At 40.2% G+C, this 14,769-nt stretch carries 14 protein-coding genes; all 14 read left to right on the top strand.

Features of this window, described 5'->3' with window-relative positions; translation table 11 throughout:
- Positions 1-157: 157 nt before the first annotated feature.
- The 14 genes from JN080_RS12940 (at position 158) to JN080_RS12875 (ending at position 14,358) form a co-directional block, all read left to right on the top strand.
- Complete coding sequence (locus JN080_RS12940) at positions 158-883, top strand: GntR family transcriptional regulator (RefSeq protein WP_256236423.1); 726 nt, start codon at positions 158-160, stop codon at positions 881-883.
- 91 nt (positions 884-974) lie between these two features.
- On the top strand, positions 975-2,078 hold the full coding sequence (locus tag JN080_RS12935) for a BMP family lipoprotein (RefSeq protein WP_256236422.1): 1,104 nt from the start codon (positions 975-977) through the stop codon (positions 2,076-2,078).
- A 202-nt stretch (positions 2,079-2,280) separates the two neighbouring features.
- Positions 2,281-3,816, top strand: coding sequence for an ABC transporter ATP-binding protein (locus tag JN080_RS12930; protein ID WP_256236421.1), 1,536 nt, complete (start codon positions 2,281-2,283; stop codon positions 3,814-3,816).
- Positions 3,809-4,855: an ABC transporter permease gene (locus JN080_RS12925; protein ID WP_256236420.1), complete on the top strand. Its 1,047-nt coding sequence runs from the start codon at positions 3,809-3,811 to the stop codon at positions 4,853-4,855. The genes JN080_RS12930 and JN080_RS12925 overlap by 8 nt, the downstream gene beginning before the upstream one ends.
- Entirely contained in the window at positions 4,856-5,815 is a 960-nt protein-coding gene (locus tag JN080_RS12920; protein WP_256236419.1) for an ABC transporter permease, read from the top strand.
- Between the two features lie 424 nt (positions 5,816-6,239).
- Positions 6,240-7,520 carry an EF-P 5-aminopentanol modification-associated protein YfmF gene (yfmF, locus tag JN080_RS12915; protein WP_256236418.1) on the top strand — a complete coding sequence of 427 codons (1,281 nt, stop codon included), beginning with the start codon at positions 6,240-6,242 and terminating at the stop codon, positions 7,518-7,520.
- Positions 7,520-8,812, top strand: a complete 1,293-nt coding sequence (yfmH, locus tag JN080_RS12910) for an EF-P 5-aminopentanol modification-associated protein YfmH (protein WP_256236417.1) — start codon at positions 7,520-7,522, stop codon at positions 8,810-8,812. Before yfmF ends, yfmH begins: the two co-directional genes overlap by 1 nt.
- Before the next feature lie 54 nt (positions 8,813-8,866).
- Positions 8,867-9,589: an elongation factor P 5-aminopentanone reductase gene (gene ymfI / locus JN080_RS12905; protein ID WP_256236416.1), complete on the top strand. Its 723-nt coding sequence runs from the start codon at positions 8,867-8,869 to the stop codon at positions 9,587-9,589.
- Positions 9,590-9,663: 74 nt separating this feature from the next.
- Complete coding sequence (locus tag JN080_RS12900) at positions 9,664-9,927, top strand: DUF3243 domain-containing protein (protein WP_256236415.1); 264 nt, start codon at positions 9,664-9,666, stop codon at positions 9,925-9,927.
- A 273-nt stretch (positions 9,928-10,200) separates the two neighbouring features.
- Positions 10,201-10,458, top strand: a complete 258-nt coding sequence (locus JN080_RS12895; RefSeq protein WP_256236414.1) for an AAA family ATPase — start codon at positions 10,201-10,203, stop codon at positions 10,456-10,458.
- A gap of 248 nt (positions 10,459-10,706) precedes the next feature.
- On the top strand, positions 10,707-11,498 hold the full coding sequence (locus JN080_RS12890) for a DUF3388 domain-containing protein (protein WP_256236413.1): 792 nt from the start codon (positions 10,707-10,709) through the stop codon (positions 11,496-11,498).
- Positions 11,499-11,519: 21 nt separating this feature from the next.
- Entirely contained in the window at positions 11,520-12,419 is a 900-nt protein-coding gene (locus JN080_RS29635) for a helix-turn-helix domain-containing protein (RefSeq protein WP_256236412.1), read from the top strand.
- Between the two features lie 57 nt (positions 12,420-12,476).
- Positions 12,477-13,055, top strand: a complete 579-nt coding sequence (gene pgsA, locus JN080_RS12880; protein ID WP_256236411.1) for a CDP-diacylglycerol--glycerol-3-phosphate 3-phosphatidyltransferase — start codon at positions 12,477-12,479, stop codon at positions 13,053-13,055.
- A 52-nt stretch (positions 13,056-13,107) separates the two neighbouring features.
- Positions 13,108-14,358, top strand: a complete 1,251-nt coding sequence (locus JN080_RS12875; protein WP_256236496.1) for a competence/damage-inducible protein A — start codon at positions 13,108-13,110, stop codon at positions 14,356-14,358.
- The last annotated feature ends 411 nt before the right edge of the window (positions 14,359-14,769 follow it).

The raw sequence follows: 14,769 nt of genomic DNA, 5'->3' as shown, positions 1-14,769 counted from the left end.
ATCGAGAGCACTTACTATTATCTAAAATTCATCTTTCGACAAAAGTTGCAAACCCTATTTATTTATCGAATGAAAAATGTTATAGTATTTTCGATTAGTAGGAATGATCATACATCAGAGGTCTGATGTTAAAGGAAAAAATGCTGGAGGAACCTGTATGTCGATTAGAGCAGATAATAGGCATTTGTATTTACAAGTAATCGATCACTTAAAACAAGACATTGAAGAGGGTATTTATAAAGAAAAAGAAAAATTACCTTCTGAATTTGAACTTGCGAAGAAGCTTGGGGTCAGCAGGGCAACGCTTCGAGAAGCATTACGGATTCTTGAAGAGGATAATGTCATTACCCGGCGTCATGGTGTTGGAACATTTGTTAACACAAAGCCATTATTTACATCTGGGATTGAACAACTTAACAGCGTTACAAAAATGATTGAGCAGGCAGAGATGAAACCAGGAACGATTTTCCTAAGTTCATCGACACAAGATCCAACCGAAGAGGATATTCGTCGTTTTTCATGTTCACCAGAAGAGAGCATATTCGTAATTGAGAGGGTTAGAACGGCAAATGGCGAGCCCGTTGTTTATTGTATTGATAAGGTTCCTAAAAAAATCTTGCCAGAAATCTTTCCCCACCGGGAAGAATCACTCTTACTTATTTTAGAAGAGGAAGCAAACCGGAAAATTACATACGCAGTTGCGCAAATTGAACCAATCGGATACCACGACAAAATCTCTCCCATTCTTGAATGTGAACCAGAGACAGCATTACTTGTCTTAAATCAAATGCATTATGATGAAATGGATGAACCCATCCTTTATTCGGTAAACTATTTTAAAGCGGACAAATTTAGCTTTCGTGTGCTTCGAAAAAGAATATAATCACGCTTTTTATTGCATAATGAAAAAGAAAAACAGTCCTGTTTTCGAAAATTTCTACTTAATCAACAATAATTATATAGGGGGTTAAACTTTGAAAAGGCATAAACTTGGTTTAGCGCTGTCATTGGTTCTTGCTGCCGGAACGCTCTTAGGTGCATGTGGAAAAACAAATGACAATAAAAATGCCGGAGGCGGTAAAGACAAAGACAAAACGTTTACTGTCGCAATGGTAACAGATATTGGCGGTATTGATGACAAATCCTTTAACCAATCTTCTTGGAAGGGTCTACAGGATTTCGGAAAAAAGAATAACATGAAACAAGGTGCTGGCGGGTACACATATCTTCAATCTAAATCTGATGCCGATTATGCTACTAATTTAAATACACTTACACATCAAGGATTTAGCTTAATCTATGGGATTGGCTATTTGATGCAAAATGATATTGAAAAAATTGCTAAGCAGCAGCCGAAATCTCATTATGCGATTATTGACGCTGAGGTAAAACAGCCAAATGTGGCAAGCGTTCTATTTAAAGAAAATGAAGCATCCTTCCTTGCCGGGGTTACTGCCGGAATGGTAACAAAATCAAATAAAATTGGTTTTATCGGCGGAATGGAAAGTGCTGTTATTGAACGGTTTGAAGCCGGATTTGTTGCCGGGGTAAAAGCTGCAAATCCGAATGCGACTGTAGATATTCAGTATGCAGCAGCGTTTGATAAAGCGGATAAAGGACAAGCTATTGCTTCTACTATGTACTCTTCTGGTGATGATGTCATATTCCATGCTGCTGGTCAAACTGGTAATGGTCTCTTTAAAGAAGCACGTGACCGCAGGAGTAAAGACCCGACAAAGCTTATCTGGGCTATTGGCGTAGACTCTGACCAGTCTAAAGAAGGAATTGTAACGGTAAACGGGAAACAAGAAAATGTAGTCTTAACATCAGCAATGAAACGTGTCGATAATGCTGTAGTTGATATCTCAACAAAAGCCAAAAATGGCGACTTCCCTGGAGGCAAAACCACAACTTATGGATTAAAGGAAGATGGAGTCGGATTAGCACCAATGAATGATGGTGTTCCAAACAAAGCTGATATTGAAAAAGCAGTGAAGACTTGGTCTGACAAAATCAAATCCGGTGATGTAAAAGTTCCATCCACTCGTGCAGAATTGAAAAACTTTACGGGTAAATAAAAAACCTTTAAGAATAAAATTATGGGATTTGTGCGGGCAGCTTTTGGCCCGCCTCCCAATTTTTAGAATCTTAATTGAAGCGCAGAAGCTTTCTGTTTTTCACTTAAGATTTTATCTGTTTATTTAAGGTCTGTCATCTTACATCCTACTACATACATAGCTTACTTGAATTCCTCTACCTTATTGCAAGGAGTGAAAACAAATGGAATACGTTATCGAGATGCTCAACATTCGAAAGGAATTTCCAGGTATAGTTGCAAATGATAACATAACGCTTCAGTTAAAAAAAGGAGAGATCCATGCACTGCTTGGTGAAAACGGAGCAGGAAAATCCACTTTAATGAATGTTTTGTTTGGTTTATACCAGCCGGAACAAGGAGAAATCCGCGTCAAAGGAAAGCCAGTGAAAATAACAAATCCTAATATTGCAAATGATCTGGGAATCGGAATGGTTCACCAGCATTTTATGCTGGTCGATGTTTTTACCGTTACAGAAAATATTATCCTCGGAAAAGAAACAACAAAGGCTGGCAGAATTGATTTGAAACGGGCTGAAACAGAGGTCCGTGATATTTCAGAACGCTATGGGCTTTCTGTCGATCCAAAAGCAAGAATTGCAGATATTTCAGTTGGAATGCAGCAGCGGGTGGAGATTTTAAAAACACTCTACCGCGGTGCGGAAATCCTCATCTTTGATGAACCAACAGCCGTTCTTACCCCTCAGGAAATAAAAGAACTTATTCAAATTATGAAAACACTGATAAAAGAGGGCAAATCTATTATTCTGATTACCCACAAGCTGAAGGAAATTATGGAAGTTTGCGACCGCTGTACCGTTATTCGTAAAGGAATAGGAATCGGAACACTGAATGTCAGTGAAACAAATGAGAATGAATTAGCCAGTTTAATGGTTGGACGTGAAGTCGTTTTTAAAACAGAAAAGAAGCAGGCAGAGCCTAAACAGGATGTACTTGAAATTAAAGATTTAGTTGTGAAGGACACACGCGGCGTTACTTCTGTTAACGGTCTTGATTTAACGGTGCGTTCTGGTGAAATCGTCGGAATTGCCGGAGTTGACGGAAATGGCCAGACTGAATTAATCGAGGCGATAACCGGTTTGCGTAAATCAGACAGCGGCAGTATAAAGGTAAATGGGAAAGAAATCGTTAATCTTTCACCGCGGAAAGTGTTTGAATCCGGTGTCGGCCATATCCCGCAGGATCGACATAAGCATGGCCTGGTTTTAAATTATCCCCTTGCCGAAAATATGGTGTTACAAACCTATTATAAACCACCTTTTTCTAAGGGCGGGATTTTGAACTTTAAAGCCATCTACGATAAAGCAAGGAAGTTAATCCGTGAATTTGATGTGCGTACCCCAAGCGAATATACACTTGCCCGCTCCCTGTCCGGGGGAAACCAGCAAAAGGCCATTATCGGCCGTGAAATTGACCGGGACCCTGATTTGTTAATTGCGGCCCAGCCGACGCGGGGGCTCGATGTTGGTGCGATTGAATTTATCCATAAACGCTTGATTGAGCAGCGTGATCATGGAAAAGCTGTGCTGCTCGTGTCATTTGAGCTGGATGAAATTATGAATGTAAGTGACCGGATTGCCGTTATTTATGAAGGGAAAATTGTGGCCGTCGTTAACCCCAAAGAGACAACTGAACAAGAGCTGGGATTATTAATGGCTGGTTCGAGAAGAAAAGAAGCGGGGGAAGGAACACATGTCTAAACGCTTTAAGAATATAGCAACACCTATTATCGCCTTATTACTGGGGATAATAGTAGGGGTTATTATTATGCTTGTCTCCGGGTATGACCCGATTGCTGCTTTAACTGCATTATGGGAAGGAGCATTTGGCAATTCTTATTATATCGGGGAAGTGGTCCGTCAAGTGACCCCCTATATTTTAGCCGGTTTAGCGGTAGCTTTTGCTTTTCGTGTTGGCTTGTTTAATATTGGGGTTGAAGGGCAATTTATTGTCGGCTGGCTTGCATCAGTTTGGGTTGGTCTGGCATTCCACCTTCCCAAGATCATTCATTTGCCGCTGGCAATTATCGCTGCCATCGTGGCAGGGGCAGTTTGGGCATATATCCCTGGATTGTTAAAAGCACGGTTTCGTGTTCATGAAGTTATTGTGACAATTATGATGAATTACATTGCCCTACACGTAACAAATTATTTGATTCAGAACGTCATTACCAATAATAAGGATAGGACCCCGAATATTCCTGACTCGGTCTCTCTTGCTTCACCATGGCTGCAAAGCTTGACCCAGTATTCCAGACTGCACTGGGGGATTATTTTGGCAATTGTTTGCTGCTTCATTATGTGGTTTTTATTAGAAAAAACAACGCGGGGCTTCGAGCTGCGAGCAGTAGGCTTTAATCAGCATGCGGCCCAATATGCCGGGATGAGTGTAAATAAGAATATTATCCTCTCAATGGTGATTTCCGGCGCATTCGCTGGCTTAGCTGGTGCAATGGAGGGATTAGGTACATTTGGTTATATAGCCATAAAAAGTTCTTTTACCGGAGTCGGGTTTGACGGGATTGCTGTCGCCTTTTTAGGTGGAAATACGGCCTTGGGTGTATTCTTATCGGCTATTCTTTTCGGTGCATTAAAGGTGGGGGCATTAAACATGCCGTTTACCTCAGGTGTACCGAATGAACTTGTCGATATTATCATTGCGTTGATTGTTTTCTTTGTGGCATCAAGCTATATTATCCGATTATTTCTTGATCGGATCAGTAAAAAGGGGGTGAAGTAAGTGAGCCTTATGGAGTTATTAATGATTATCATCCCTTCGACCCTGCTTTGGGCAGCCCCACTTGTCTTCACAGCATTAGGCGGGGTTTTCTCAGAACGGTCTGGTGTCGTAAATATTGGTCTTGAAGGATTAATGTGGATAGGAGCATTTACTGCGATTGTTTTTAACTTGACGTTTGTGCAAACTTTTGGAAGTTTAACACCATGGGTTTCCTTGCTGGCGGCGATGATTGCCGGGCTACTATTTTCATTACTTCACGCGGTAGCAGCCATCACCTTCCGTGCTGATCATACAGTTTCAGGGGTGGCAATCAATTTATTGGCCTCAGGGCTAACGCTTTTTTTGGTAAAGCTTATTTATGATAAAGGTGAAACGGATATTATCCAAAGAGGTTTTAATAAGATTGATGTCCCTATCTTAAAGGATATTCCGATCCTCGGAAAGTTATTTTTCCAAAATACGTATTGGACTTCCTTTTTGGCAATATTTATTGCGTTTATAGCATGGTACATGATTTACAAAACTCCATTTGGCTTGCGGCTTCGTTCTGTTGGCGAGCATCCGATGGCGGCAGATACAATGGGAATCAATGTGGCAAAAATGCGTTATTTGGGCGTAATGATTTCAGGAGCGCTTGGAGGTATTGGCGGCGGTATTTATGCTGAATCCATTTCGTCTAATTTCAGCCATGCCACCATCAGTGGACAGGGTTTTATGGCTATGGCAGCGATGATTTTTGGAAAATGGCATCCGCTTGGAGCGATGGGAGCGGCATTGTTTTTTGGTTTTGCTCAAAGTTTGAGTATAATCGGCTCGAGCTTACCATTCTTAAAAACAATTCCAAGTGTTTATTTATTAATTGCTCCATATGTACTGACGATTTTAGCCTTAACTGGCTTCATCGGCCGTGCCGAAGCACCAAAAGCAGATGGTGTTCATTATATAAAAGGAAGCAGGTAACAGAAGGCGGAAGCGCCCGTTTAGCGGCGTATGGCCTGGAGCGCTTCGACTGAGATAAGGCGAACCTTCAATCAGCGAATGTTTTTCTCGCTGATTGTTAGTTGAGCCAACCGCGTATATACGGGCAGTTGAGAATCTACTGCCCGTTAATACGCGGCAAAGGAAACACGGGGAGCGTTAGCGATCCGATGTTGACTTATCGTAGGGAGAAGAGCGAAGGACACTAGCCGCTGGGCGCTGAAGCTGGACAGTTCTTATAAAACCCTAGCAAAAAAAGCTGGGGTTTTACCTATCGCTTGTATCGTAGGAGCATTACCACTTATGATGAGAATAGCGTTTTATTAGAAAGGAAAAGATATAAAATAACCTCATCAGTGTATACATATTGTTGATAGGGCTTTTTAATTTTGAAGGAGGATTGCAAATGGATTTGTTGACGGAAAAAATAACGGAAATGCAAGGTTATAAACTCCATGTAATTAAAACGGAAAAATACAAAACCAATACGTTTGTCTGGAAAATGAAAGCGCCACTAAATAAGGAAAATGTTACATTACGGGCATTGTTACCACAAGTTCTGCAAAGCAGTTCAGCAAAATATTCGTCTACTACACGACTGCGTTCCTATTTGGATGATTTATATGGAGCTACTTTTTTTGTGGATTTAGGGAAAAAAGGTGATAACCATGTGATGAGTTTTTCGATTGAAATTGCGAATGAAAAGTTTTTAAATGACCCTAGTCCACTGTTACAGAAAGGCTTTGAATTTTTAGCAGAGATTTTAACGAATCCAAATGCAAGGGGTAACTCGTTTGACCCGGAAACAGTCGAAAAAGAAAAGCGTACCTTAAAGCAAAGGATCCAGTCTGTTTATGATGATAAGATGCGCTACTCCAATTTTCGTCTTGTTCAAGAAATGTGCAAAGGCGAACCCTATGCTTTGCAGGTCAATGGTGAGATGGAAGATGTTGATGGGATTACAGCAGAGAAACTATACTCGTATTATCAAAAAGCGTTTCAAGAAGATGAAATGGATTTATTCGTCATTGGTGATGTGAACGAGGAAGAGGTTAGAAAACTGTCCTCCGAGCTTCTCCATTTTGAAAATCGACAACCACAGAGAAGTAAACCGGATGGTAGCAAGAAAGTGGAAAAAGTTAATGAAATAAAAGAAGAACAGGATGTTAAACAAGGGAAGCTTAATATTGGCTACCGGACAAATATCCGCTATGGTGATCCAGATTATTATGCGCTTCAGGTATTTAACGGAATTTTCGGAGGGTTTTCCCACTCAAAACTTTTTATTAATGTTAGGGAGAAAGCAAGCCTTGCCTACTATGCAGCAAGCAGGGTAGAAAGCCATAAAGGGTTAATGATGGTTATGTCGGGAATCGATTTGAAAAATTATGACCAGGCTGTCGGAATCATTCATGAGCAGATGGATGCGATGAAAAAAGGGGACTTCACAGATTCAGATTTAGAGCAAACGAAAGCGGTCATTCAAAACCAAATGCTGGAAACCATTGATACATCACGCGGTTTGGTAGAGGTTCTTTATCATAATGTCGTGGCAAATGTTGATTTAAAACTTGATCATTATTTAAGTGAAATCAATAAAGCTACGAAACAAGACGTGGTTGAGGTCGGGAAGAAAATTGAGCTGGACACGATTTATTTTTTAACGGGAACGGAGGTAAGTAAATAATGGAAAAACTCTCATTTGACCAGCTGCAAGAGGAGCTTTTTTATGAAAAACTGCCGAACGGTCTAAATGTTTATATACTGCCCAAGAAAGGCTTTAATAAAACATTTGCTACCTTTACCACCAAATATGGTTCGGTTGATAATCATTTTGTACCACTTGGAAAGCAGGAATTTACGAAGGTCCCAGACGGAATTGCTCACTTTTTGGAGCATAAGTTATTTGAAAAGAAAGATGGCGATGTTTTTCAGCAATTCAGTCGTCAAGGTGCTTCCGCAAACGCGTTTACGTCTTTTACCCGTACAGCCTATCTTTTTTCAAGTACGTCTGATGTAGAAAAAAATCTTGAAACGTTAGTCGATTTTGTTCAAGATCCTTATTTCTCCGAAAAAACAGTTGAAAAGGAAAAAGGAATTATTGGCCAGGAAATTACGATGTACGATGACAACCCTGATTGGCGCTTGTATTTTGGCCTCATCGATAATCTATATAAAAACCATCCTGTTAAAATTGATATCGCAGGAACGATAGAATCCATTTCCCATATTACACCGGATTTACTTTACGAATGCTACAATACATTTTATCATCCTAGCAACATGCTCTTGTTTATTGTCGGCCCTGTTGACCCGAAAGCAATTATGGACCAAGTAAGAGATAATCAAGCGAAAAAGGATTACAAGGATCAGCCTGAGATTCAACGCAAATTCGATGAAGAGCCTGCGGAAGCCGCTGAAAAGAAGCGGATTCTCGAAATGAATGTTCAAACCTCCAAATGCCTAGTTGGAATTAAAGCCTTGCATGCTGATCAATCGGGTGAGGAAATGTTGAAAACGGAGCTTACTATGAATGTTCTGTTTGATTTATTGTTTGGAAAGAGCTCTGAAAATTATGACCAACTTTATAACGAAGGTCTTATTGATGAGACCTTTTCCTTTGATTACACGCAGGAACAGGGCTTTGGTTTTGCTATGATTGGCGGTGATACCCCTGAGCCAAATAAACTTGCTGAAGCACTTGAAAAGATGCTTCTCGAAGCTAAGAACGGCAAGTCCTTTACGGATGAACAATTGGAGCGGGCTAAAAAGAAAAAAATTGGTGCGTTTCTCCGGTCGATCAATTCACCGGAATATATTGCAAACCAATTTACCCGCTACGCTTTTAATGATATGAACTTATTTGAAGTAGTTCCGACATTGGAGAAAATCACCTTAAAGGAAGTAACTTCTCTGGCAGCTGAGGTTATTTCAGAGGAGCGGTTCTCGGTTTGCCAAGTAGTACCAAAAAAGAAATGAGTCGAAGAAGGCGTCGGGTAGCGGCGCTTTCTTTTTAGGAAGAGTGAAGTATAAGTGAAGAAATATGTTCTGATAACAGGGGCAAGCGGGGGAATCGGACAAGCTGTTGCGTTAAAGCTTGCTTCAAGGGGATACCATTTATATTTACATTACAATCAAAATGTGGCTGCCATAAAAGAGCTGATCGATAAACTGGACAATTATAAAGGAGAGTACCTTCCTATTCAGGCTGATTTAGATACACTAGCAGGCTTTAAAAAAATCGCCTCGGAAATCTTTTCTCTGGATGGGATCGTTCACTGCAGTGGAAACAGTCAATATGGGATGTTCGTTGATCTTCAGCTTGAGGAAGTCGAAAGCTTAATGCGTATTCATGTGATTAACCCAATCATGTTAACGAAGGAGCTGCTACCTAAATTAACCAGCAAGCGCTCGGGTTCAATTGTTGTAATTACATCGATTTGGGGGCAAACAGGCGGATCCTGTGAAGTTGCTTATTCTGCTGCAAAAGGAGCGCAAATCTCGTTTGTAAAGGCTTTGAGTAAAGAGGTTGCCTTAAGTGGAGTCCGTGTTAATGCGATTGCCCCCGGTGCGGTAAAAACAGGGATGATGGCGAGATTTACGAGCGAGGAAGTAGCTGCACTTAATGAAGAAATTCCGATGGGAAGAATGGGGCACCCAGATGAAATTGCGGATGGGGTTTCCTATTTACTTTCAGAAGAATCATCTTACATTACTGGGCAGGTCCTCGCCATTAATGGCGGCTGGTACATTTAAATTAAAAATGAATGAATATTTTAATCCTCCTGATCGCAAAATAAAGCTGTACCATTTTAAAGGGAGGTTAAAATATGTCTGTTGTAGAAAACTGGAAGCAATGGGAAGACTTTTTAGCAGATCGCCTGCATCACGCCCAAAGTGCTGGAATGGATCAAGATCATATCACTGATCTTGCTTACCAAATTGGCGGCTACCTGCAAGATCACGTTGATCCAAAAAACGAGCAGCAAAGAGTGCTTGCCGATCTATGGTCTGTTGCAGATGACAATGAACAGCGTGCAATTGCAAACATGATGGTAAAGCTGATACAAAATAACGGGACACAGCAACAGTAGGTGCTGCATGCACTAGTTGAATTATACTTGTTGCATAAAAATGACTAGTAAAAAGGATGATCTCTATTCAGGGGTCATCCTTTTACCTTACCATAAGGAAATTATCAATGTTATCTATATACATAAAGTAAGAGAATCTCTCCAAATGAGGAGGTGTTTTTATTAAATTTTTTTGAACGTTTAGTAAATTTAAAGGTAATTTGAAAAAAATGGCAAATATAGTAGGGAATGGCAAAAATAGTGCTCCGTCAAATAGAAGTGAGGGCTGATTCTATGAAAACAGAAGAATATGAAAATGTTCGTTCCATCTATAGAGTTCCATTCTCAAAACTGCGTCCAGAGTTTGACTCGAGAATTTTCTGCTTTGAAACAACAGATGATCTTGAGCGGATGCCAAATGAAATAATTGGGCAGCATCGAGCCGTGAGGGCAATGGAATTTGGTTTATCAGTTGAGCAATCAGGCTGCAACTTATTTGTCGTCGGCCCAACTGGTACTGGCAGGATGACCAATCCCCTTAGTTCAAGGTAGACCAATGGGACGGCAAGAATATGAACAGCTCTCAAATGAGCATAAAGAGCATAAAGAGCTGTTAACGATCATCCTTTTTCATTGAATTACCTACCAGTCTTTCGTCCTGTTTTTCGGATAAATAATCTTTCTCCTTGTTTTTCCTTTCATCTTCTAGCAAAATCATTTAATATAAGGGATAGAAAAAGTACATAAGAATTTTGTCGTTTCTTGTTGAACAGGAACCGGGAACCGATGGAGGGCTTTTTATGGGAAAAAAGGAATGGTATTTTGAATATGAGATTCAAAAAAATCGTCCTGGTTTATTAGGGGATATATCTTCGCTTCTTGGGATGCTATCTATTAATATTGTAACGATTAACGGGGTGGATGAAGGAAGACGCGGTTTGTTGATTTTAGCAAAAGATGACGATCAAATTAAAAGGTTGGAGTCAATTTTGCAGACGATGGACACAATAAAAATAACCAAGCTCCGGGAACCAAAAATTTTGGACCGGCTAGCGGTTAGACATGGTCGGTATATTCACAGAGATGCAGACGATAAGAAAACGTTCCGCTTTGTTCGGGACGAACTTGGTCTTCTCGTTGACTTTATGGCAGAATTGTTTAAGCAGGAAGGCCATAAGCTGATTGGAATTCGGGGGATGCCTCGGGTTGGAAAAACGGAATCCATTGTAGCGGCGAGTGTTTGTGCTAGTAAGCGCTGGTTATTTCTTTCTTCAACTCTTTTAAAACAAACTCTTAGGAATCAATTAATTGAAGACGAGTATAATGCAGATAATTTATTTATTTTAGACGGCATTGTTTCGACGAGAAGAGGAAATGAACGGCATTTACAATTAGTAAGAGAAATCATGTGCCTTCCGGCAACGAAAATTGTTGAACACCCTGATATTTTCGTCCAAAATACAGATTACTCTCTTGATGATTTTGATTATATTATTGAGTTGCGCAATGATGAGAATGAGGAAATTACATATGATCTGGTTAATGAAGGGCATTTATTTTCTGGATCGGATTTTGGAGATTTTGATTTTTAAAGATATTGGAAGGTGTAAAGCGTGACGGAATTAGGTAATCGACTAAAAGAAGCCCGATTAGCCAAAGCTTTAAGTTTAGATGATTTACAAACCATCACAAAAATACAAAAGCGCTATTTAATTGGTATTGAAGAGGGAGATTATTCAACCATGCCCGGGAATTTTTATGTCCGGGCGTTTATTAAACAATTTGCTGAGGCGGTTCAGTTAGATCCAGATGAAATTTTTGAAACCTATAAAGATGAGATCCCAGCAGCACATAATGATGATTTACCAGAACAGCTATCTCGGGTTAAAACGAGAAAAGGGCTCTCGGATCGTAGTCCGAAAATTTTCGACCTTCTTCCGAAAATTTTAATTGGTGTTTTAGTGATTGGCGCCGCTGCCTTGGTTTATTATTTTTTACAGCATAATGCAGGAACGAATGCAAATGAATCGCTTACTAAGCAAACTGAACCTGTACAGTATGAAAAATCAACAAACCTTGAACAGGCAAAAGCTAGCGAAGATCAGAGCAAGAAATCAAATACGACGGATAAGAAAGATAAACAGAAAACTGAGACTGCTAAGCAATCGGAGGCACCGAAGCAAGCGATCTCTGTAGTTCAAAGCGCGGGAAGCAAGACGACATACCAGGTAACAAATGCAGAAAAATTTGTTGTAAAAGTTTCCTCAAGGGGTAATACGTGGGTAAATGTAAAAGATAGCCATGGTGCTTCACGTTTCCAGGGAATGCTTAAAACCGGAGGCACAGATAGTCAAACAGTAGATTTATCAACTGAGAGCCAAGCAGTAATCGTGGTTGGAAACTCGATCGATACGGATATATACGTGAATGATCAAAAACTTGACTATTCTGTTCCACCGACGCAAGTAGTTCGTCAGGACATTACGATTCAATATGTTCCGAAGAACAAATAGTCATCTAAAGATGGCTATTTTTCGCGTTTAATAAATTTTTTGGAGGAAGTAGGAAAAATGAATTTACCTAATAAAATAACAATATCAAGGATCTTTTTAATCCCATTGTTCATGATTGTCATGCTTGTGCCTTTTAAATGGGGTGAAATCAATTTGCTGTGGACTACTCTTCCAGTTACCCATTTAGTTGGTGCGCTCATTTTTATTTTGGCATCTACAACCGATTGGATTGACGGCCATATCGCCCGTAAATATAACCTGGTAACAAACATGGGGAAATTTCTCGATCCGCTGGCTGACAAACTCCTTGTCTCTGCTGCGTTTATTGTTTTAGTTGATTTGAACTATGCAGCGTCATGGATTGTCATTGTAATTATCAGCCGGGAGTTTGCTGTGACTGGACTTCGTTTGCTGCTTGCAGGCGAGGGAGAGGTGGTCGCTGCAAACATGCTTGGTAAAATTAAAACTTGGACGCAAATTATTGCGATATCAGCACTGCTTTTACATAATATTATTTTTAAAGCAATCTCATTTCCATTTGACCAATTAGCTTTATGGGTTGCGATGTTCTTTACCATCTGGTCAGGGTGGGATTACTTTGCGAAAAACATGCACGTTTTTAAAAATTCAAAGTAAAATCCTTTTTTAGCTGATTTGAAAATAATTGATTAAAAGGATGTGATGGATGATGAATGCCGAAATCATCGCAGTTGGTTCAGAGTTACTTCTCGGACAAATAGTGAACACCAATGCCCGCTTTTTATCACTTCACTTGGCGGAAATGGGAATAAATGTGTTTTATCATACGGTAGTGGGTGATAACCCTGATCGGCTAAAATCAGCCGTTGAAATCGCTGAAAAACGGTCTGATTTGATTATTTTCACAGGTGGGCTTGGTCCAACAAAGGATGATTTAACAAAGGAAACGATCGCGAAGCACCTTGGCAAAGAACTCGTTTTTGACCAGGAGGCATTGGAGTCAATCAAGGTTTATTTTGAAACAACCAATCGGATCATGACGGAAAATAACCGGAAGCAAGCACTTGTTTTAGCTGGGTCACATGTCCTTCCAAATGACCATGGAATGGCGCCGGGAATGATGCTCACTGCTGATGAACATACCTATATGCTTTTACCTGGACCTCCAAAAGAAATGGAACCAATGTTTTTCGAATATGGAAGAGATGCACTTTTCACCCAAATAAAATCATCTGAAAAAATCGTTTCCAGGGTACTGCGCTTTTTTGGCATTGGTGAGGCCGCGTTGGAAACAAAGATTGAGGATTTAATTGATGCCCAGAGCAATCCAACAATTGCCCCACTGGCAGCAGATGGTGAGGTTACTTTAAGGCTGACAGCAAAGCATGAGGATGCAGCTGTGGCTGAATCCATGCTTGATGGTATTGAAAAAGAGATTCGACAACAAGTCGGGGAATTTTTGTATGGCTATGATAATAGCTCACTGGTCGCAGAATTAGTAAAGGTGCTAAAAGAAAAAAAATTAACCATTTCAGCGGCAGAAAGCTTAACAGGTGGTTTGTTTCAGCAGGAGATTACTTCGATTCCCGGCACAAGTGCTATTTTAAAGGGTGGAGTTGTCTGCTATACAAATGAAGTAAAACATAAGGTCTTACATGTTAAGCAGGAAACAATTGAAACCTATGGGGTTGTGAGTGAGCAATGTGCAAGGGAACTGGCCGAAAATGTTGCTGAGCTTACAAACTCGGATATTGGGATCAGTTTTACTGGTGTGGCTGGACCCGATGAGTCTGAAGGGAAGCCGGTTGGGACCGTCTATATTGGAATGGCTATAAAGGGTGAGCCAGTGGTTGTTGAAAAGCTTAATCTAGGCGGAACACGGGCGGCCAATCGGATTCGAACGATAAAATATGGCTGCTATTTCCTTTTGAAAAAACTTCAAGAATCACAGAATGCTTAAATAGGTTCTGTGTTTTTTTATTTTTGATTTTGCGGCCTGTACCGGGCACTTGGAATTTGGCTAAATGTAGAATCATAGGCCAAATATGTAGAATGTAGAGGCAAGTATGTAGAATGTAGCCCTAAACATGTAGAATGTGGAGGCAAATATGTAGAATGTAGCCCTAAACATGTAGAATGTGGAGGCAGATATGTAGAATATGGACTCAAACATGTAGAATGTAGAGGCAAGTATGTAGAATGTGGAGGCAAATATGTAGAATATGGACTCAAACATGTAGAATAATACGGTGCCAACATGTAGAACGTGACCTCAAGCGTGTTTAATCGGGCATCAAACATGTAGAATATCAATACATCTATATAGAATCTCTTAAAAAATAAGTAGATTGCTTGAAAAAGTACAAATCTC

Origin of the sequence: Bacillus sp. EB600, assembly GCF_024494385.1 — a bacterium.
Classification (GTDB): domain Bacteria; phylum Bacillota; class Bacilli; order Bacillales; family Cytobacillaceae; genus JAEVLT01.
Note: the sequence above shows the minus strand (reverse complement) of the source record. Positions and strands in the feature narration are given on the sequence as shown.